Below are 18,287 nucleotides of genomic sequence, written 5' to 3' on the forward strand. Positions count from 1 at the left end.
TACACGGAGAAGAACGGCGCGGATCATCCATCAGTCAACCGAATCTTCACATGAAGGTATGCCCCATTTAGCGGGTTTTCTTCCCTTTTGCTGGTGTCTGTGGATAGATTCGCAATCAGTCATATTTACATCTACTTACACCGTAGATGTACGGTCGTGGGCACGGTCGATGACGGACGACAACGACGTTTCCGACTCAGCATGGTTTCGAGGGGACAAGCAATGGCAGATTTCTCCCGCCTTCCCGGACCCAACGCCGATCTATGGGACTGGCAACTGCTGGCGGCCTGCCGCGGGGTCGACAGTTCGCTGTTCTTCCACCCGGAGGGTGAGCGCGGCGCGGCACGCAGCGCCCGCGAGAACTCGGCGAAAGAGGTCTGCATGCGATGCCCGGTGCGTGCCGAGTGCGCGGCACACGCCCTGGCGGTACGAGAGCCCTACGGGGTGTGGGGCGGACTGACCGAGGACGAGCGCGAGGAGCTCATGGGACGGGCCCGCAGCCGGCTGATCGCGGCGGCGGCACCCTCGGGCGTTCCGTCCCCGTCCGGGCACGGCTGACCCGCCGCACCCGTACCGCAAATACAGAAACGTTTCCGCAATTCACCCGGCCACGACGAGGGGCCGGGTCATAGGCAGGCCGCTCAGCGGGCGGCCGCCAGGGACAGCCGGTCCAAGGTGGCCGCCACCGCCGGAACCTGGGCCAGGTCGGGCAGGGTCAGCGCGACGATCTCCCGCTCGATGGCCGGCTCCACCGTCACGGTGCACGCCCCCTTGGGACGTACCGACTCGATCGCCAGCTCCGGCAGCACGGCCACCCCGAGTCCGGCGCCGACCAGGCCGACCACCGCCGGGTAGTCGTCGGTGGCGAAGTCGATCCGTGGAGTGAAGCCCGACGCCTCGCAGACCTCCACGAGCTGACGGCGGCAGCGCGGGCAGCCCGCGATCCACGACTCCCCGGCCAGATCGGCGATGTCCACCGCGGCGGAGCGCGACAGCCGGTGGCCCTCGGGAACCAGGCCGATCAGCCGGTCGGTGAGCAGCGGGCGTACGACCAGGTCGTCCCATTCGGTGCCGGAGGCGCCGTACCGGAACGCCAGCGCGATGTCGCAGTCGCCCTCGCGCAGCATCTCGACCGAGCGCGGCGGTTCGGCCTCCACCAGCGAGACCCGGGTGCCGGGGTGGGCCTCGCGCAGTGCGGCGAGGGCGCCGGGGACCAGGGTGGAGCTGCCGCTGGGGAACGAGACGAGCCGGACCCGGCCGGCCCGCAGCCCGGCGATGGCGGCGACCTCCTCCTCGGCGGCGGTGAGGCCGGCGAGGATGCCGGAGGCGTGCCGGACGAGAGCCTCGCCGGCCTGGGTGAGCCGCATCTCGCGTCCCGTACGGATCAGCAGCGTGGTGCCCGCGGAGGCCTCCAGGGCCTTCATCTGCTGGCTGACCGCGGGCTGGGTGCAACCCAGTTCGCGAGCGGCGGCGGAGAACGAGCCGGTGGCGGCCACGGCGCGCAGGACACGGAGATGACGGGCTTCGATCACCCTTCAACCATAAGCGACTCTTGGGTTGGGTGTGAATTATTGCCGCGCATCTTTGAGGGTGGAATGGTTAGCGTCTCCGTATGACGTCCATCGAACCGGCAGAGCCGATGCGGCTGCTGACCGTGAATGCGGGACGGCCGAAGGCCGTCGACCACACCGACGCCCCCGGGGGCGTGACCGGCATCGACAAGCGGCCGGCCGACGGGCCCGTACACGTCACCGACCCCGGGCCCAAGGGGACCGGCGGCAGTGGTCTGGCCGGGGACGCGGTGTGCGATCTGCGCCATCACGGCGGCTCCGACCAGGCGGTGTACGCCTTCGCCCGCGAGGAACTCGACGTGTGGGAGCGGGAGCTCGGCCGCCCGCTGGCCAATGGTTCGTTCGGCGAGAACCTGACGACCCGCGGGCTGGACGTGAGCGGTGCGAGGATCGGCGAGCGCTGGCGCATCGGCCCGGATCTGGTGCTGGAGGTGACGTCGGGCCGGATTCCGTGCCGTACGTTCGCCGGTCATCTCGACGAGCCGCGCTGGGTCAGGCGATTCACGCAGGCGGCGGCTCCCGGCGCCTATCTGCGGGTGATCGAGCCGGGTGTGATCCGGGCCGGGGACCCGATCGAGATCGTGCACCGCCCGGACCACGACGTCACCGTGCAGATGGAGTTCCTGGCCGCGACGACCCGGCGGGACCTGCTGCCGGGGCTGCTCGCGGCGGGGGACGCACTGCATCCCGAGGCGCTGCGTGCCGCTCTGGAGTACGCCGAGAAGTCGGCGGCGGACGGCTGATCGCGGCGTGCCTGACAGGCACTAACGTGCCGCGTATGACGACTGCACTGATTACGGGCGCGACCGCGGGGATCGGTGCCGCCTTCGCGCGGCGGCTCGCGGCCGATGGGCACAACCTGGTGCTGGTGGCACGTGACACCGAGCGGCTGCGCGAGCAGGCGACCGAGCTGCACGACCGGCACGGCATCGAGGCCGAGGTACTGAGGGCCGATCTGTCCGAGGACGAGGGGATCGCCGCGGTCGAGGACCGGTTGACGGACCGCCGGCATCCGGTCGATCTGCTGGTCAACAATGCCGGGTTCGGCAACAAGGGCCACTATCTGGACGTGCCCATGGCCGATGAGCTGAAGATGCTGAAGGTGCACTGCGAGGCGGTGCTGCGGCTGACCTCGGCGGCCGCGGCCGGAATGCGGGAACGCGGCCGGGGCGGGGTGGTCAACGTGGCCTCGGTGGCGGCGTTCGTGCCGCGCGGGACGTACGGCGCGTCCAAGGCGTGGGTCGTGCAGTTCACCCAGGGCGCGGCGAAGGACCTGGCCGGTTCGGGGGTGCGGCTGATGGCGCTGTGCCCGGGGTTCGTACGGACGGAGTTCCACCAGCGGGCCGGGATGGGGACCGGCAACATTCCGGGCTGGATGTGGCTCGACGCGGACAAGCTGGTGGAGGCGGCCCTGGCGGACCTGGCACGGGGCAAGTCGGTCTCGGTCCCGGACCCGCGGTACAAGGCGTTGATGGGGCTCGTGAAGGTGACGCCGCGCGGCCTGCTCGGAGGGGTCACCTCCAAGACAGGCCGCAAGTACGGTCCTCAGTGAGCGGTCGGTTACCGCACCCCGCGGCCCGCGTAGGCGCCGATGTTGGGGGTGCCGGGCTTCAGTGCGTTGCCGAAGTAGTCCTTGCCGCCGTTGTTCTCGATGACGGCTCCGGCGGCGAGGGCGGGCGAACCCGCGCCGAGCCGGAAGTCGGCCCGGAGCTTCGGGTCGGCCGTGATGCCGCCGGGGTTCGGGCGGGTCATGTCGATGCCGTAGAAGGCGTTGTGGTCGAAGGAGAGCCCCGGGGTCGGGTTCTTGAAGGCGTAGCCGCCGGCGCCCTCGCTCACGAAGACGTTGTTGCGGATGGCCAGTTCGTGCTGGGTGGTGGCGGGGCTTCCGGCGTCGTCCTGGACGAGGTAGCCGGGGATCTGCTCCTTGTTGTGGAAGGTGTTGTTGTAGATCTCGGTGCCGAGGATCGGGCCCCAGCAGTTCTGGATGAGGCGGGCACCGTCGTCGCGGCTGACGTTGTAGCGGGCGACCGTGCCGATGGTCTTGGCGCCGCTGTACGGGCAGATCAGCAGGAAGCCGCCCTTGTTGTCGTGGCTGTAGTTGTACTGGAAGACGGTGTTCCGGGAGGCGCCGTCGGCGTCGAAGGACATCCCGTCGTGGGTGTTGCCGCCGCCCGAGACCTCGTTGTACTCGACGGTCGTGTCGTCGGTGTTGAAGGTCCAGATGCCCGCGTTGGCGGAGGGCGAGCGGAGCTGGAAGCCGTCGACCCGGTTGTGGTCGACGCGGGCGCCGCTGGTGGTGTCGAGCTTCATGCCGTCGCCGGCCAGGGACTTGAGAGTGTTGTGGTGGATGCGGACTCCGGTGCTGGGCGTCCACTCCCCCGGGTACACGTTCGGGTCCTGCTGCTGACCGACCAGATCGCGCTTGGAGAAGGTCGACTTGAAGTAGATGCCCTCGCGGTCGACGTCCTCGATGCGGTTGTTCCCGATGTCCAGACCGTCGTACCAGCTGGCCTTCGCCCTGCCCTCGACGGCGATGTGGATCGCGCTGGAGCCGGAGACCGTCTTGTAGTCGCCGCCGCGCACATCGTGGATGTAGAGGCCGGAGATGTCGAAGCCGCGGGCGACGCCGTAGTCGGTGAGACGGAGCCGGACGCCGTTGCGCTCGCTGCCGGGGTTGTCGGCGTTGGTGATCTCCAGCGCCTTGAGGTGCACGTACTGCGTGTTGGAGAGCAGGACGACATCGTGGGCACCCGCGCCGTCGAGCCTGGCGCGGGCCGGGCCGTTGCCGTAGTCGGCGATGGTGAACGGGGCGCGGGCGGAGCCGGTGCCCGTGGGGGCGAGGGTGCCGGTGCAGGTGGCGCCGCGCTTGAAGAGGAGCCGGTCACCGGGGCCGTAGGTGTGCGCGTTGGCCTCGGCGAGCGAGGTCCAGGGGTGCTGCTTGCTGCCGGAGGCACCGGCCGGGTCCGCGGCGCAGTCGACGTGGAAGGTACGGCCGGTGGGTGCGGCTTGTGCGGCGGTCTGGCCCGCGACGGTCAGGCCGCCGGCGGCCGTCAGGGCCGCGAGCGCCGCAGCAGTGACGCGATGTCTCACAATTCCTCCGTACGAACAGTCAGGGTCGGGGCGGACAGCCGGGGTGGGGGCGGGACGAGTCCGCATCGCCGGAATCCTGGACTTGGATTGATCGAACGTCAATGGATTGCGTTTGAATGATCGAAACTCCCATCGTTCGATCACGTTGGTCTAGGGTCTTTTATTTGGATCAGGCCGGCTCGCGAGCCCGGTCCGGTCCGAACGAAAGACCCTAGGGTCGGACAACGGCCCCGGCGCCGGCCGGACCGGGGGCCGGGCCACACACTGCGAGGGGACTGCTGCCGTGCGCGAAAGTGCTGCTGAACGTCATGACCGCCTGCTCGGACTGGTACGGGAACGGGGTTCGGCCCGGGTCTCGGACCTGGCCTCGCAGCTCGGCGTCTCGCCCGTGACGGCCCGCCGCGACGTGGAGGAGCTGGCCGGCCGCGGCCTCCTGGACCGGGTGCACGGATCGGTGTCCTGGCCGCAGGACGCCGCCCCGGGCACGGCCGCCGGACCCGGCTCCGCGGGCAGCGGCCTGGTCCTCGGCATGCTCGCGCCCTCGTCGACCTACTACTTCGCCGAGGTCATCCGCGGCGCCCACGAGGCCGCCGCCAGGGCCGGGGCCAGGCTCATCCTGCGGATCTCCGACTACCGGCCCCAGGAGGACCACGCCCGCACCGAGGGGCTGCTCTCCGCAGGCGCCGAAGGACTGCTGGTCGCACCCGGCTGGCAGGACCCGGGCGACCCCGCCGCGTTCGGCGACTGGATCGCCTCGCTGCCCGTGCCGACCGTACTGCTGGAGCGCAGGCCCACCGCGGGCTCCCCGCTGGACGGCCTGGACCGGGTCTGCTCGGACCATGCGCACGGTGTGCTGCTGGCCGTGCGTCACCTGGTGGATCTCGGGCACGGGGCGCCGCTGCTGATGGCCCGCGCGGACTCCCCGACCGCCGTCGCGGTGCGGTCCGGGTACGCGGAGGCCCTGGCCGTGCTCGGGCTGCGCGCACCGCAGGACGTGATCGATTCCGTACCGGCCGAACTCGCCCCGGACGCCTTCGAGCAGGCCGTGCGGGCGCTGCGCGAGGCAGTCCTCGCGGGGGTGGCGACGGCGGCGCTGATCCACAACGACGTGGACGCGATCCAGGTGGTGCAGCGGCTGGCCGAACTGGGCGTGCGGGTGCCGGAGGACCTGGCCCTGATCGCCTACGACGACGAGGTGGCGGCGCTCGCCGACACACCGCTCACGGCGGTGGCACCGCCCAAGCGCGAGGTGGGCCGGCACGCGACGGAACTGCTGGTGGAGCGGCTGGGCCAGAGCGCGGGCGCACCCCGGCGCCATCTGACGCTGCTGCCGCAGCTGAGGGTCAGGGACTCGTGCGGGGCGCGCCTCTCCTGATGGCCGTCCAGCAGGCCCGGGGGCAGATCCGGAGCAGGCGTTCCCGCAGCCCCCCGCCCCGGTTCCGCAGCGTACGCCCTGCACTTCCGTACGTAACTTATCTGATCTTTTTTCGATCAATCGATCTTTCGCTCTTGACTTCGGTCACAACTGGTCCAAGGATCACGGCCAACGCCAATGTCGCCGCCAGTTCAGGAGCCTCGCTGTGAGCCGCAGTCCGAGCAGAACGTCCCTCGCCGTAGTCGGCACCGCCACCGCCCTCGCCCTCCTCACGGCCTGTGGCGGCAGCGGCGACGACGATGCCTCCGCCGGAAGCGACGGCAAGCCCGTCAGCATCACCTTCTGGGGCTGGGCCAAGGGGTCCAAGGAGGTCGTTGACGCTTTCAACGCCTCGCACAAGAACATCAAGGTGGTGTACGAGGAGATCCCGTCCGGCAACGCGGGCGGATACGCCAAGATCTCCAACGCGGTGAAGGCGGGCAACGCCCCCGACCTGGTCTCCATCGAGTACCCGCAGCTTCCGGAGTACGTCAGTCAGGGCGCGCTCCAGGACATCGGCCAGTACTTCACCGACGACATCAAGAAGAAGCTGCTGCCGCAGGCGGTCGAGCTGACGACACTCGGCGGCAAGAACTGGGCCGTTCCGTTCGACGCCTCGCCGCAGTCCTTCTACTACCGCAAGGACCTGTTCGAGAAGTACGGCGTCGAGGTCCCCAAGACCTGGGACGAGTTCCGCAAGGCCGCCGAGAAGATCAAGAAGGCCGACAAGAAGGCCCGGATCGGCACCTTCTTCCCCGATGACCCGACCACGTTCCAGGCGATGGCCTGGCAGGCCGGCGCCCAGTGGTACAAGCCCGAGGGCGACACCTGGAAGGTCAGCACCGCCGACGCGGCCACCAACAAGGTCGCCGACTACTGGCAGGGTCTGCTCGACGACGACCTGATCCGCGCCAACGCCTCGTTCAGCCCCGAGTGGACCAACTCCCTCAAGAACGGCGGCACCGTCGGCTACCTCGGCGCGGCCTGGGGCGCGGGTGTCCTCAAGGGCACGCTGCCCGAGCAGAGCGGCAAGTGGGCCGTCGCCCCGATGCCCAGCTGGGACGGCAAGCCGGCCAGCGGCATGCTCGGCGGCTCCACCTTCGCGGTGACGAAGACCAGCAAGAAGGCCGAGGCCGCGGTCGAGTTCGCCACCTGGATGTCGACCACCGAGGAAGGCATCAAGGCCCGCATCGAGTCCGGTACATCGAGCGCCTTCCCGGCCGCGGCGGCGCTGCGCCCGGTGGCCAAGAAGTCCTTCGACGCCGGCTTCTACGGCGGCGAGGACATCTACCAGGTCTTCGAGGGCGCCGCGACGTCGATCGGCCCGAACTGGAACTGGGGCCCGACGACCGGCACGACGAACACCACCATGAAGGACCAGTTCGGCAAGGTCGCGAGCGGTGGCACCACCATCAAGGACGCCGTGAAGGCCGGGCACGACGCCACGGTCGCCGAGCTGACGAAGCGCGGTCTGAAGGTCGAGGACGCAGGCTGATGAAGCGCGCCCGGACGACCAGAGCCGCCGCCATCCTGCTGGGGCCCTTCTTCGTACTGTTCACCCTGGTGATGGTGCTGCCGATCGGTTACGCGGTCTGGCTCAGCCTGTTCACCGAGAAGCAGTCCGGACTGGGCTTCGGCGGCACCGAGACCGTCTTCAGCGGACTCGACAACTACACGGCGGCCCTGGGCGACCGGGCGTTCCGCGAGGGCTTCGGCGTACTCCTCGGATACTGCCTGTTCTACATTCCGCTGCTGCTCATCGGGGCCCTCGCCCTCGCCCTGCTGCTGGACTCCACGCTGGCCCGCGCCCGCCGGTTCTTCCAGCTCGCGCTCTTCCTGCCGCACGCCGTGCCCGGCATCATCGCCGCGCTGATCTGGGTGTACCTCTATACCCCGCAGCTCAGCCCGGTGGTCAGCGCCATGGAGTCCGGCGGGATCGGCTTCGACTTCTTCTCCCCCGAGGGCGCCCTTCCCTCCATCGTCAACATCGCCCTGTGGGAGTGGCTCGGCTACAACATGGTGATCTTCTATGCCGCGTTGCAGGCCATCGACCGCTCCGTGCTCGAAGCGGCCACGGTCGACGGGGCCGGTGCCTGGCGCACCGCGCTCAGCATCAAGGTCCCGCTGATCCGCTCCTCCCTCGTGATGGTCGCGCTGTTCACGGTCATCGGTTCGCTCCAGCTGTTCACCGAGCCGCTGATCCTCAACAAGGGGACCGGCTCCGCCGTCTCCTCCACCTGGACGCCGAACATGTACGCGTACACCGCGGCCTTCGAGCGCAACGACTACGGTCTCGCCGCGGCCGCCTCCATCCTGCTGGCGCTCACGGCCGCGCTGCTGTCCTTCGTCGTCACCCGCTTCACCGGCCGGAAGGGCAAGAAAGCATGAACTCCCCCGCCTCCCGCGGCCGCTGGATGTCGAAGACCGCCGTCAACGGCTTCCTTCTCCTCGCCGTCGTCTACATGCTCTTCCCCCTCGTCTGGCTGGTCACCGCCGCCACGAAGGACACCGGCGGCCTTCTCGCGGGCAACGCGTTCTCCTTCGAGGGCTTCAACCTCGGCGAGAACCTGTCGAACCTGGCCTCCTACGGCGACGGCATCTACTTCCGCTGGTACCTCAACAGCCTCATGTACGCGGGCGGCGGGGCGATCGTCTGCTCGCTGATCTGCGTCGCCGCGGGATACGCCTTCGACAAGTACGAATTCCGGGGCAAGGAGAAGCTCTTCGCCCTCGTGCTGATGGGTGTGCTGGTACCCACCACGGCGCTCGCCCTGCCGATGTACCTCCTGGCCTCCAAGACCGGCCTGGTCAACACCTACTGGTCCGTGCTGATCCCGGTGCTGGTCAACCCGTTCGGCGTGTATCTCGCCCGGGTGTTCAGCACCGGCTACATACCGAACGAGGCCCTGGAGGCCGCCCGTATCGACGGGGCCGGCGAGCTGCGCGTCTTCTGGTCCATCGGACTGCGCATGGTCATGCCGGGCTTCGTGACGGTCTTCCTCTTCCAGTTCACCGCGATCTGGAACAACTTCTTCCTCCCCCTCGTGATGCTCTCGGACCGCAAGCTCTTCCCGCTGAGCCTCGGGCTGTACTCCTGGAACACCAACACCCACGGCGAGCCGAGCTTCTACCCGCTCGTCGTCACCGGCTCCCTCCTCGCCGTCATCCCCCTGATCGTCGCCTTCGTCTCGCTGCAGCGGCACTGGAAGGCCGGACTGACCGCCGGCAGCGTCAAGTGACTCTCACCGCGAGCCCTGAGGAGTACGAGTTCCACCATGCCCCACGCCACTGACAACCGGCCGACGGCCCTGCTCGCGATGGGGCCCGGCATCGCCGACCGCCTTCTCGCCGACCGCCACCGCACCCGGCTGGCCGCCCTCACCCGTACCGACCCGGACTTCGTCGCCCACGACCTGGCCGACCCGACGCCCGAGGTGGCCGCCGCGCTCGCCGAGGCCGAGGTGCTGTTCACCTGCTGGGGAGCGACGCCGCTCACCACCGGGGTACTGGCATCCGCGCCCCGGCTGCGGGCCGTCGTGCACGCCGCAGGTTCCGTGAAGCACCACATCACCGACGCCTGCTGGGAACGCGGCATCGCCGTCACCTCGGCAGCCGGTGCCAACGCCCTGCCGGTCGCCGAATTCACCCTCGCCACGATCCTGTTCGCCGGCAAGCGGGTCCTGCACACCGCGCACCGCTACCGCGATCTGCGCGCCGGCCACGACTGGCTCGCGGAGCTCGACGGGGCCGGCAACTACCGCCGTACAGTCGGCATCGTCGGCGCCTCCCGCATCGGCCGGCGCGTGATCGAGCTGCTGCGCCCCTTCGACCTGGACGTGCTGCTGTACGACCCGTACGTGGACGGCGCGGAGGCGGCGCGGCTCGGGGTACGGCTCACCTCGCTCGACGAGCTGTGCGCGAGCAGCTCCGTCGTCTCGGTGCACGCTCCCCAGCTCCCGGAGACGCACCATCTGATCGGTGCGGCGCAGCTGTCCGCCATGGCGACCGGGACGACGCTGATCAACACGGCGCGGGGTTCGCTGGTCGACGAGGAGGCGCTGCTGTCCGAGCTGACGACCGGCCGGCTGCAAGCGGTGCTGGATGTGACGGACCCCGAACTCCCGCCTGCGCACTCGCCGTTGTACACCCTGCCCAATGTGCTGCTCACCCCGCACGTGGCGGGTTCGCTGGGCGACGAGCTGCACCGGATGGCCGACCAGGCGCTGGACGAGATGGAGCGCTTCGCGGCCGGTCTGCCGTTCGCGGACCCCGTGCACTCCGGCAGTCTGAGCCACTCGGCCTGAAACGCCCGAAGGCCCCCTGTCCCACCGTCGAGCGGGGCGGGTTCTAGCGATCCCCGCAACACCCTGGATTTCAGGGAGTTGCGGGGATCGTGGATTTTGAGGAGTTGAAGGCGCGGTTCTTCGAGGCGCTGGACCGGGAGAACGGGAGTGTCTCGGGTGCTGCTCGGGCGGTTGGGGTGAGCCGACACACGGCGGCGGGCTGGGCGCGGAAGGCCGGCGTCCGTGGTCGTGGGAAGACGGGCACCAGTGGGCATCCGGGGCGGGCGGAGTACGACCGGCTTCGCGCGTCGGGGGTGCGACGACGGGATGCCGCGGCGCAGGTCGGGGTCCACGAGCGCACAGCCAAGGACTGGGACCGCGGGATCCGGAAGATCGGCAACGCGCGCCTGCACCCCGATGGGCGAGGGATCGACTACACAACGGGCATGACCAGCACCGTCGCCGTCACGTCGGCGCCCTCTCTTGCGGCAGTCGAAGCCGAGCTGCACCCACGGTTCCTGACGGTGGCCGAGCGGGAGTTGATCGCCGACATGCGTCGTGAGGGCCGCTCACTGCGGGCGATCGGACGGGCACCGGGCCGGCCGGCATCCACCGTCAAACGTGAGATCGATGCCCGTTGCGTCGAGGGCGTCTATCAGCCCCACCGGGCACAGCGGGCCTGGGCGAAGAGCCGGGCACGCCCCAAGCAGTCCAAGCTCGCCCACGACGGTCCGCTGCGCGAGTACGTCGCGGGCAAACTGCAGCAGCAGTGGTCACCCGAGCAGATCTGTCACGCTCTGGTCATGGAGTTCCCCGACGACGAGGGTATGCGGGTGAGTCCGGAGACGGTCTACCAGGCGATCTATGTCCAGGCCCGTGGCGGGCTGCGGCGCGAGATCGCACTCGCGCTGCGCACCGGGCGCACCCGCCGCAAGCCACACCGTGGCCCGGAGCAGCGCACTCGCCGGTTCGTCGACGAGATGGTGATGATCTCCGAGCGGCCTGCCGAGGTCGAGGACCGGGCGGTGCCCGGCCACTGGGAGGGCGATCTGATCGTCGGCCCCCGCAGCGAGAGCGCGATCGTGACGTTGGTCGAGCGTTCCACCCGCTACGTCATGCTCGGGCATCTGCCCGGCGGACACACCGCCGAGGAGGTCCGTGACGTGCTGGTGCCCTTGATCCAGACCCTGCCCGCGCACCTGCGCGGCTCGCTGACCTGGGACCAGGGCTGCGAGATGGCCGCGCACAAGCAGTTCACCGTCGCCACGGGAGTACCGGTCTACTTCTGCGATCCGCACTCCCCTGGCAGCGCGGATCGAACGAGAACACCAACGGTCTGCTGCGGCAGTACTTCCCCAAGAGCACCGACCTGTCCGTGCACAGCGCCGCAGACCTCGAACACGTCGCTCAGCAACTCAACGGCCGACCACGCAAAACGCTCGGCTGGAGAACCCCAGCCGAGCGCCTGCGTGATCTACTGACGACCGCATAGGCCATCAGGTGTTGCGAGGACCCCGAGAATCCGCCCGGTGGGACAGGGGGCCTTCTGCGGCTGTGCGCCCTGAGCGGTCAGGCGTCAGTGCGAGTGGCCGTGACCGCCGTGGCCGGCCTCGGCCTCTTCCTCGGCCGGCTTCTCGACGACCAGGGTCTCGGTCGTGAGCAGCAGCGACGCGATGGACGCGGCGTTCTCCAGCGCGGAGCGGGTGACCTTGACCGGGTCGATGACGCCGGCCTTCACCAGGTCGCCGTACTCGCCGGTCGCGGCGTTGAAGCCCTGGCCCTTGTCGAGCTCGGAGACCTTCGAGGTGATGACGTAGCCCTCGAGGCCGGCGTTCTCGGCGATCCAGCGCAGCGGCTCGACGGCGGCGCGGCGCACGACCGCGACACCGGTGGCCTCGTCGCCGGTCTTGTCGAGGTTGCCCTCCAGGACCTTGACGGCGTGGACCAGAGCGGAGCCACCACCGGAGACGATGCCCTCCTCGACCGCGGCGCGGGTCGCGGAGATGGCGTCCTCCAGACGGTGCTTCTTCTCCTTGAGCTCCACCTCGGTGGCGGCACCGACACGGATCACGCACACGCCGCCGGCCAGCTTCGCGAGGCGCTCCTGGAGCTTCTCGCGGTCCCAGTCGGAGTCCGTGGCGTCGATCTCGGCCTTGATCTGGTTGACCCGGCCCTTGACGTCGCCGGGCTCGCCGCCGCCGTCCACGATCGTCGTGTCGTCCTTGGAGACGGTGACGCGGCGGGCGGAGCCCAGCACGTCCAGACCGGCCTGGTCGAGCTTGAGGCCGACCTCCTCGGCGATGACGGTCGCACCGGTGAGGGTGGCGATGTCGCCGAGCATGGCCTTGCGGCGGTCACCGAAGCCCGGGGCCTTCACCGCGACGGCGTTGAAGGTGCCACGGATCTTGTTGACGACGAGGGTCGACAGCGCCTCGCCCTCGACGTCCTCGGCGATGATCAGCAGCGGCTTGGAGCCACCGGCCTGGATGACCTTCTCCAGCAGCGGGAGCAGCTCCTGGATCGAGCCGATCTTGCCCTGGTGGATCAGGATGTACGGGTCGTCGAGGACGGCCTCCATACGCTCCTGGTCGGTCACCATGTACGGGGACAGGTAGCCCTTGTCGAAGGCCATGCCCTCGGTGAAGTCGAGGTCCAGACCGAAGGTGTTGGACTCCTCGACGGTGATGACACCGTCCTTGCCGACCTTGTCCATCGCGTCCGCGATGAGCTCGCCGACCTGGGTGTCCTGCGCGGAGAGCGCGGCCACGGCGGCGATGTCGGACTTGTCGTCGATCGGGCGGGCGGTCGCGAGGAGCTCCTCGGACACGGCCTTGACCGCGGCGTCGATGCCCTTCTTCAGGGCGGCCGGGGAGGCACCGGCGGCGACGTTGCGCAGACCCTCGCGGACGAGCGCCTGGGCGAGCACGGTGGCGGTGGTCGTACCGTCACCCGCGACGTCGTTGGTCTTGGTCGCCACCTCCTTCACCAGCTGGGCACCGAGGTTCTCGTACGGGTCGTCGAGCTCGACCTCGCGCGCGATGGTGACACCGTCGTTGGTGATGGTGGGAGCGCCGAACTTCTTGTCGATGACGACGTTGCGGCCCTTGGGGCCGATCGTCACCTTGACCGTGTCGGCAAGCTTGTTGACGCCGCGCTCAAGGGCGCGACGGGCGTCCTCGTCGAACTTCAGGATCTTCGCCATGGGAGCTGAGCTTTCCTCTCGAACGAACTGCGCCCCCGACCACCCGGCTGGTTATTCGCGGGGGCCAGGGGCGCAGAACAGAAGCAAACGTGGGTGAATTACTTCTCGATGATCGCGAGCACGTCGCGAGCCGAGAGGACGAGGTACTCCTCGCCGTTGTACTTCACCTCGGTGCCGCCGTACTTGCTGTACAGCACGACGTCGCCGGTCTTGACGTCGAGCGGAAGGCGCTCGCCGTTCTCGAAGCGGCCCGGTCCCACGGCCAGGACGACGCCCTCCTGGGGCTTCTCCTTGGCGGTGTCCGGAATGACCAGGCCGGAGGCCGTGGTCTGCTCGGCGTCGAGCGGCTGGACCACAATGCGGTCCTCGAGCGGCTTGATCGCAACCTTGGTGCTGGCGGTCGACACGATCCGGTCTCCCCCTTCGGAGATCTCACGGGGTAACAGTCTTGGGTGGCGACCAGGTCGATCCGTCGTCGCGGGTGCCGGACCTGCCAGTCGCACAGTACTGCTGGCACTCTCCAGTGGTGAGTGCCAGCACCGAGACTATGACCGGGATTAGCACTCGGTCAAGCGGAGTGCCAATTCGAGCAGTCGTGGCGTCGCCGCCGCGGCGCCTGCGCGGCGCCGGACACGCCGACCGGGGCACGGTCCGGACAACAGTCCGGACAACATGGGGACAACGTCCGGACGGACCGGACCGTTCCGTACGACCGTCCCGTCCTCGTCCCCGTCCTCGTCCCTGTCCTCGTCCCCGTCCCCGTCCTCGTCCTCGGCGGGATCGCCGCGGTGGTCGGCCTGTTCTCCGTCGCGCTGATCCGCGCGAACCGGCCCTGGGCGGGGTGATCCAGCTGCTGGCGGCGCTGGTGCTGTGCGTGGTGGCGGTGCTGGTCGGGCACGAGGACTACGGCCGCTCGCATCCGGCGCCCGCGTCCGCACCCGCCCCTTCGTACGATCCCGGCCGCACCGGCCACCAGCGCCTCAGCGGCGGCGACAACCGCGAGTGCCTGGACCCCGGGGGCCGACGGCACGCGATCACGACCATCGACCCCGGCTCGCCGTGATCACCGCGCGCCGTCGGGCCCGCCGCGGGCGTCCGCGGCGGGTGGTGCACCCGCTGCGCGGCCTTGCGGCCCAGCCGTTCGATCGGGTCCACCGACTGTGCGCAGCCGGTGGTGGTGAGGAGCGCACCGGCTGCCAGCAGTCCGGCCAGCAGCCGGCGCGCCCTGCTCATACGTAGTCCTCCAGCCGGGCCACGGCGTAGCCCCGGTCCGTGACGGTCTTCATGACCGCCCGGACCAGGTCGGCCATGCTGCCGTCCCATTCCGCACGGCCACGGAAGTGCGTGAGGATGATGTCGCCCGGGTGCAGGTCCTGGTCCTCCTCGCGCCACTCCATGTGGTCCGGGAACGCCTCGGCGTTCCAGAGGGGCACGGCCTTGATCCCGCAGGACTTCGCGATGCGGAGCGTGTCCCCGTTGTAGTTGCCGTACGGCGGGCGGAAGAGCCTGGGCCGCTTCCCGAACTGCTTCTCGATGATGTCCTGCTCGTCGCAGATCTCGCGCTTCTGCTCGGCGTGCGAGAGGCCGGGCAGATAGGGGTGGTTGAGCGTGTGGTTGTTGAGGGTGACGCCCAGCCGCTGCGCCTCGCCGAAGTACCCGTAGTTGTCGCTCACCTCGTAGTCGCTGAGGAACGCGCTGTACGGGATGTCCAGCTCGTCCATCATCTGCAGCAGCTCGGGGTCCTTCTCGGAACCGTCGTCCATCGTCAGGAAGACGACGCGGTCCTTGGTCGGGACGGTGGTGAAGACCGGCGGCAGCGAGTCGTCGTCGCCCTTCACCTCGAAGCCCTCGCGGGTGGTGATGCGCGGCTTCACGGCGGGCGGCCGCGGTGCGATCAGCGGCGGCCTGTCCAGCCCCCACTTCTTGGCGAGCCTCGCCCGCACGGCTGGGGTGAGCTGCGCGTTCTCATGGGCATCGCCGGGTACGCGGGCCCGGCCGGCGCCCTGTCCGGAGCCGCCCGGGTGTCCGGCGGCGGGGTTCGTGCCCGCCTCCGGGCCCGGGTTCCCGGCGGCGGGCCGCTCTCGGTGCTCGGCCTCGCCGCCCCCCTGCCCGCCGGACCCGGAGGCGCAGCCGGAGCCGACCGCGGCGACCAGGAGCGCAGCCAGGACGGCACAGGCGGGCCGGTGACCGCCGGAGCCCCGTCTCCGTTCGGAATGGGGCATGCCCGATCCACGCCACTTCGTGGTCATCTTTTCCTTTTGTCGAACAAGCCGCATGGCGCCGCATCCTGCCAGCACGTGATCGGCCTCCCGGCCCGACACCTCCACCGGGCCCGCCGGTCTACCCGGCTGGCTCACAATGGGGCGGGTGAACGCTCTCGCCCCGAACGACCCGTCCGCCGCCGACGACCGGTCCGACGCCCCCGACCCGCTCGCCGCCTTCATGGCCCTGCGCACCCCCGAGGGCGCCGCGCTCCTGGACGAGCTGCGGTCGTACGACCCCGCCCAGGAACTCGCCACCGCCACCCGGCTGCGCCGCAGCCACCCGGCCGCCCTGGTGTCGGCGGCGCTGGGACAGGCCCGGCTGCGGCAGCGGGCGGTGGCGAAGTTCGGTGCCGAGGACGCGTACCGGATGTTCTTCACGCCGAACGGCGTCGAGCAGGCGACCCGTACCTCGGTGGCCACCCATCGCGCGCGGCGGTTCGCGGCCGGCGGGGTGCGGAGCCTCGCCGACCTCTGCTGCGGGATCGGGGGCGACGCGATCGCGCTCGCGCGGGCGGGCGTATCCGTCCTCGCCGTCGACCGCGACCCGCTGACCGCCGAGGTGGCCCGCGCCAACGCCGCCGCGCTGGGCCTGGACGGTCTGATCGAGGTGCGGTGCGCCGATGTCGCCGACATCGACACCTCGCCCTACGACGCGGTTTTCGTCGACCCGGCCCGGCGCGGCGGCAGGGGCAGGATCTTCGACCCCGAGGCGTACTCGCCGCCGCTCTCCTGGGCGACCGGCGCCGCGCTCGCGGCCCCCCGTGCCGCCCTGAAGATCGCTCCGGGCATCCCGCACGAGGCGATCCCGGCGCAGGCGGAGGCCGAGTGGATCTCGGACGGCGGCGATGTGAAGGAGGCGGTGCTCTGGTTCGGCGAGGGCTTCGCGGCCGGTTCGTACCGCGCCACCGTGCTCCCGGCCCGAGCCACCCTGTGGTCCGGGACCCCGCTGCCCGCCCCGCCCGTCGGCCCGGTCGGCCGCTATCTGTACGAGCCGGACGGCGCCGTCATCCGCGCCCATCTGGTCGCCGACATCGTCGCGCGGTGCGAGGGCCGGCTGGTCGACGAGACCATCGCGTACATCACGAGCGACCGGCGGTACGAGTCCCCGTACACCTCCGGGTACGAGATCACCGACCGGCTGCCGTTCAACATGAAGAAGCTGAAGGCGCTGCTGCGGGAGCGGCAGGTGGGCGTCCTGACCGTCAAGAAGCGCGGTTCGGCGGTCGAACCGGAGGAGTTGCGCCGCCGGATGAAGCTCCAGGGGCCGAACTCCGCGACGGTCTTCCTGACCCGGGTGGCCGGAGCACCGACGATGCTGATCGGCCACCCGCTGACCGGCCCGGCCTGACCTGGCCGGCGGCCGTCAGGCGAGGTCGGTCAGATCGTCCGCGTACACCTGCGAGAGCGGCTGAGGGCCCACGTACTGCTGGCAGTTGCACTGCCCGGACTCGAAGCGGACCGGCTTCTTGGTCTCGTCCCAGGCCGTCGGCACCTCGATCCGCTCATGGCACTTGCCCTGCTTGTCGTGCTTGGCGAGATGGTACGTGCAGCCGCAGACCGGCTCCGGCGGCCTGTTCGCCGCGTCGAGGGCCAGCCGCTCCCGCTTGGACGCCTCAAGCAGTTCCAGCTTGCGGTCGTGCCGATTGCGCAGCGCCGTACGGACGTTGTCGACGGCCCATCCGAAGCCGCCCGTCCAGAAGATGATGAGCACCCACCAGTACCACTCCATGTCGCCCTCCCCCTGCGTGACCCATGTATCGGGTCAGGATAGGTCCGGGGTCAGCGGTGGGCGCCGCCTCCGACGGAGAACAGCGGTTCCGGAGCGCGCGCCCCGGCCAGTACGCGCGGCACCCAGCGCCGGTGGGCGAACGCCTTGACGAGGCCGATCAGTCCGACGATCCAGCCGGTCAGCCCGAGCCCCATGACCAGGACGGCCAGGCCGTAGGCGTTTCCGTCCAGCACGCCACTGGCCGGGACGGCGAAGCAGGTGTACAGCCCGGCCGCGCAGAGCGCGAAGGACATCAGCAGCCAGGCGAGGGAGGCGCCCGGCATCCGCAGTGCCGCGTCGCGTACCGGATCGCGGTCCAAGCCGCCCCAGGCGTCGAGCAGTCGGCGGATCCTGCGGTCGCGGCGCAGGCCCATGACGACGAGGATGACCGCGGGCACCACGCAGCCGACGCCCATGGCGGCGAGGACCACACCGATCGCGGCGCTGATGACGTCGTACGACTCCTCGAAGGTGATCAGCGCCGTGCCCAGCAGCAGCCAGCCGAGCGCGCAGAGCGCTCCCCACAGCCACAGCATCGCCAGCCGGCCCGGTGAGACATGCGCCTTCACCAACGCGCCGAGGACCGCGGCCCGGTCGGTCAGCAGGGCCTCCCGGTCGGGCCAGGAACGTATCTCCACGGGCGGTGGCGGTGGCGGCAGTTGTGCGCGGCGAGACATGGGGCAGACCCTACCGAC

The 18,287-nt window shown here is 70.0% G+C and carries 17 protein-coding genes and 1 pseudogene; 11 read left to right on the forward strand and 7 right to left on the reverse strand.

Annotated features, from left to right (window positions below):
- Positions 1-222 precede the first annotated feature (222 nt).
- Positions 223-558 (forward strand): WhiB family transcriptional regulator, encoded by a 336-nt coding sequence (locus OG520_RS15755; RefSeq protein WP_124716892.1) that lies wholly within the window; start codon positions 223-225, stop codon positions 556-558.
- 83 nt (positions 559-641) lie between these two features.
- Here the strand turns inward: OG520_RS15755 and OG520_RS15760 are convergent, their stop codons facing one another.
- Entirely contained in the window at positions 642-1,532 is an 891-nt protein-coding gene (locus tag OG520_RS15760) for a LysR family transcriptional regulator (RefSeq protein ID WP_399327222.1), read from the reverse strand.
- Between the two features lie 107 nt (positions 1,533-1,639).
- On the opposite strand from OG520_RS15760, the gene OG520_RS15765 reads away from it, so the two are divergent.
- Both OG520_RS15765 and OG520_RS15770 read left to right on the forward strand, forming a co-directional pair.
- On the forward strand, positions 1,640-2,314 hold the full coding sequence (locus OG520_RS15765) for an MOSC domain-containing protein (protein ID WP_406016492.1): 675 nt from the start codon (positions 1,640-1,642) through the stop codon (positions 2,312-2,314).
- 35 nt (positions 2,315-2,349) lie between these two features.
- Positions 2,350-3,123 (forward strand): SDR family oxidoreductase, encoded by a 774-nt coding sequence (locus tag OG520_RS15770; protein ID WP_093540714.1) that lies wholly within the window; start codon positions 2,350-2,352, stop codon positions 3,121-3,123.
- An 8-nt stretch (positions 3,124-3,131) separates the two neighbouring features.
- Here the strand turns inward: OG520_RS15770 and OG520_RS15775 are convergent, their stop codons facing one another.
- The gene (locus OG520_RS15775; RefSeq protein ID WP_406013596.1) at positions 3,132-4,661 is read right to left on the reverse strand and encodes a right-handed parallel beta-helix repeat-containing protein; all 1,530 of its coding nucleotides are present in this window, start codon (positions 4,659-4,661) and stop codon (positions 3,132-3,134) included.
- 283 nt (positions 4,662-4,944) lie between these two features.
- Between OG520_RS15775 and OG520_RS15780 the strand changes: the two genes are divergently transcribed.
- The 6 genes and pseudogenes from OG520_RS15780 (at position 4,945) to OG520_RS15805 (ending at position 11,850) form a co-directional block, all read left to right on the forward strand.
- Positions 4,945-6,036: a substrate-binding domain-containing protein gene (locus tag OG520_RS15780; protein WP_406013597.1), complete on the forward strand. Its 1,092-nt coding sequence runs from the start codon at positions 4,945-4,947 to the stop codon at positions 6,034-6,036.
- 205 nt (positions 6,037-6,241) lie between these two features.
- Complete coding sequence (locus tag OG520_RS15785) at positions 6,242-7,570, forward strand: ABC transporter substrate-binding protein (protein WP_399327216.1); 1,329 nt, start codon at positions 6,242-6,244, stop codon at positions 7,568-7,570.
- Positions 7,570-8,463: a carbohydrate ABC transporter permease gene (locus OG520_RS15790; RefSeq protein WP_266415378.1), complete on the forward strand. Its 894-nt coding sequence runs from the start codon at positions 7,570-7,572 to the stop codon at positions 8,461-8,463. The genes OG520_RS15785 and OG520_RS15790 overlap by 1 nt, the downstream gene beginning before the upstream one ends.
- Complete coding sequence (locus OG520_RS15795) at positions 8,460-9,314, forward strand: carbohydrate ABC transporter permease (RefSeq protein ID WP_326767266.1); 855 nt, start codon at positions 8,460-8,462, stop codon at positions 9,312-9,314. The genes OG520_RS15790 and OG520_RS15795 overlap by 4 nt, the downstream gene beginning before the upstream one ends.
- 36 nt (positions 9,315-9,350) lie before the next feature.
- Entirely contained in the window at positions 9,351-10,379 is a 1,029-nt protein-coding gene (locus OG520_RS15800; RefSeq protein ID WP_406013598.1) for a hydroxyacid dehydrogenase, read from the forward strand.
- 293 nt (positions 10,380-10,672) lie between these two features.
- Positions 10,673-11,850, forward strand: a pseudogene (locus tag OG520_RS15805) (IS30 family transposase).
- 84 nt (positions 11,851-11,934) lie between these two features.
- Here OG520_RS15805 and groL read toward each other — a convergent pair.
- Positions 11,935-13,560: a chaperonin GroEL gene (gene groL / locus OG520_RS15810; protein ID WP_399327210.1), complete on the reverse strand. Its 1,626-nt coding sequence runs from the start codon at positions 13,558-13,560 to the stop codon at positions 11,935-11,937.
- 98 nt (positions 13,561-13,658) lie between these two features.
- Complete coding sequence (gene groES / locus OG520_RS15815) at positions 13,659-13,967, reverse strand: co-chaperone GroES (RefSeq protein ID WP_093540722.1); 309 nt, start codon at positions 13,965-13,967, stop codon at positions 13,659-13,661.
- Positions 13,968-14,401: 434 nt separating this feature from the next.
- Between groES and OG520_RS15820 the strand changes: the two genes are divergently transcribed.
- Positions 14,402-14,623, forward strand: coding sequence for a hypothetical protein (locus OG520_RS15820; protein WP_406013599.1), 222 nt, complete (start codon positions 14,402-14,404; stop codon positions 14,621-14,623).
- 166 nt (positions 14,624-14,789) lie between these two features.
- Here the strand turns inward: OG520_RS15820 and OG520_RS15825 are convergent, their stop codons facing one another.
- The gene (locus OG520_RS15825; protein ID WP_406013600.1) at positions 14,790-15,782 is read right to left on the reverse strand and encodes a polysaccharide deacetylase family protein; all 993 of its coding nucleotides are present in this window, start codon (positions 15,780-15,782) and stop codon (positions 14,790-14,792) included.
- 136 nt (positions 15,783-15,918) lie between these two features.
- Between OG520_RS15825 and OG520_RS15830 the strand changes: the two genes are divergently transcribed.
- Complete coding sequence (locus tag OG520_RS15830) at positions 15,919-17,172, forward strand: THUMP-like domain-containing protein (RefSeq protein ID WP_406013601.1); 1,254 nt, start codon at positions 15,919-15,921, stop codon at positions 17,170-17,172.
- 15 nt (positions 17,173-17,187) lie between these two features.
- On the opposite strand, the gene OG520_RS15835 is transcribed toward OG520_RS15830, so the two are convergent.
- Positions 17,188-17,553 carry a hypothetical protein gene (locus OG520_RS15835; RefSeq protein WP_406013602.1) on the reverse strand — a complete coding sequence of 122 codons (366 nt, stop codon included), beginning with the start codon at positions 17,551-17,553 and terminating at the stop codon, positions 17,188-17,190.
- Positions 17,554-17,603: 50 nt separating this feature from the next.
- Positions 17,604-18,269: a hypothetical protein gene (locus OG520_RS15840; RefSeq protein WP_406013603.1), complete on the reverse strand. Its 666-nt coding sequence runs from the start codon at positions 18,267-18,269 to the stop codon at positions 17,604-17,606.
- Positions 18,270-18,287 lie beyond the last annotated feature (18 nt).

Origin of the sequence: Streptomyces sp. NBC_00984 (genome assembly GCF_045162475.1) — a bacterium.
Classification (GTDB): domain Bacteria; phylum Actinomycetota; class Actinomycetes; order Streptomycetales; family Streptomycetaceae; genus Streptomyces.

What these genes read in the sequence shown, in the direction of transcription:
- groL (WP_399327210.1), bottom strand. Translation starts at nt 13,560, where the DNA reads ATGGCGAAGATCCTGAAGTTCGACGAGGACGCCCGTCGCGCCCTTGAG.
- OG520_RS15790 (WP_266415378.1), top strand. Translation starts at nt 7,570, where the DNA reads ATGAAGCGCGCCCGGACGACCAGAGCCGCCGCCATCCTGCTGGGGCCC.
- OG520_RS15840 (WP_406013603.1), bottom strand. Translation starts at nt 18,269, where the DNA reads ATGTCTCGCCGCGCACAACTGCCGCCACCGCCACCGCCCGTGGAGATA.
- OG520_RS15825 (WP_406013600.1), bottom strand. Translation starts at nt 15,782, where the DNA reads ATGCCCCATTCCGAACGGAGACGGGGCTCCGGCGGTCACCGGCCCGCC.
- OG520_RS15800 (WP_406013598.1), top strand. Translation starts at nt 9,351, where the DNA reads ATGCCCCACGCCACTGACAACCGGCCGACGGCCCTGCTCGCGATGGGG.
- OG520_RS15835 (WP_406013602.1), bottom strand. Translation starts at nt 17,553, where the DNA reads ATGGAGTGGTACTGGTGGGTGCTCATCATCTTCTGGACGGGCGGCTTC.
- OG520_RS15770 (WP_093540714.1), top strand. Translation starts at nt 2,350, where the DNA reads ATGACGACTGCACTGATTACGGGCGCGACCGCGGGGATCGGTGCCGCC.
- OG520_RS15755 (WP_124716892.1), top strand. Translation starts at nt 223, where the DNA reads ATGGCAGATTTCTCCCGCCTTCCCGGACCCAACGCCGATCTATGGGAC.
- OG520_RS15795 (WP_326767266.1), top strand. Translation starts at nt 8,460, where the DNA reads ATGAACTCCCCCGCCTCCCGCGGCCGCTGGATGTCGAAGACCGCCGTC.
- OG520_RS15765 (WP_406016492.1), top strand. Translation starts at nt 1,640, where the DNA reads ATGCGGCTGCTGACCGTGAATGCGGGACGGCCGAAGGCCGTCGACCAC.
- OG520_RS15830 (WP_406013601.1), top strand. Translation starts at nt 15,919, where the DNA reads ATGGGGCGGGTGAACGCTCTCGCCCCGAACGACCCGTCCGCCGCCGAC.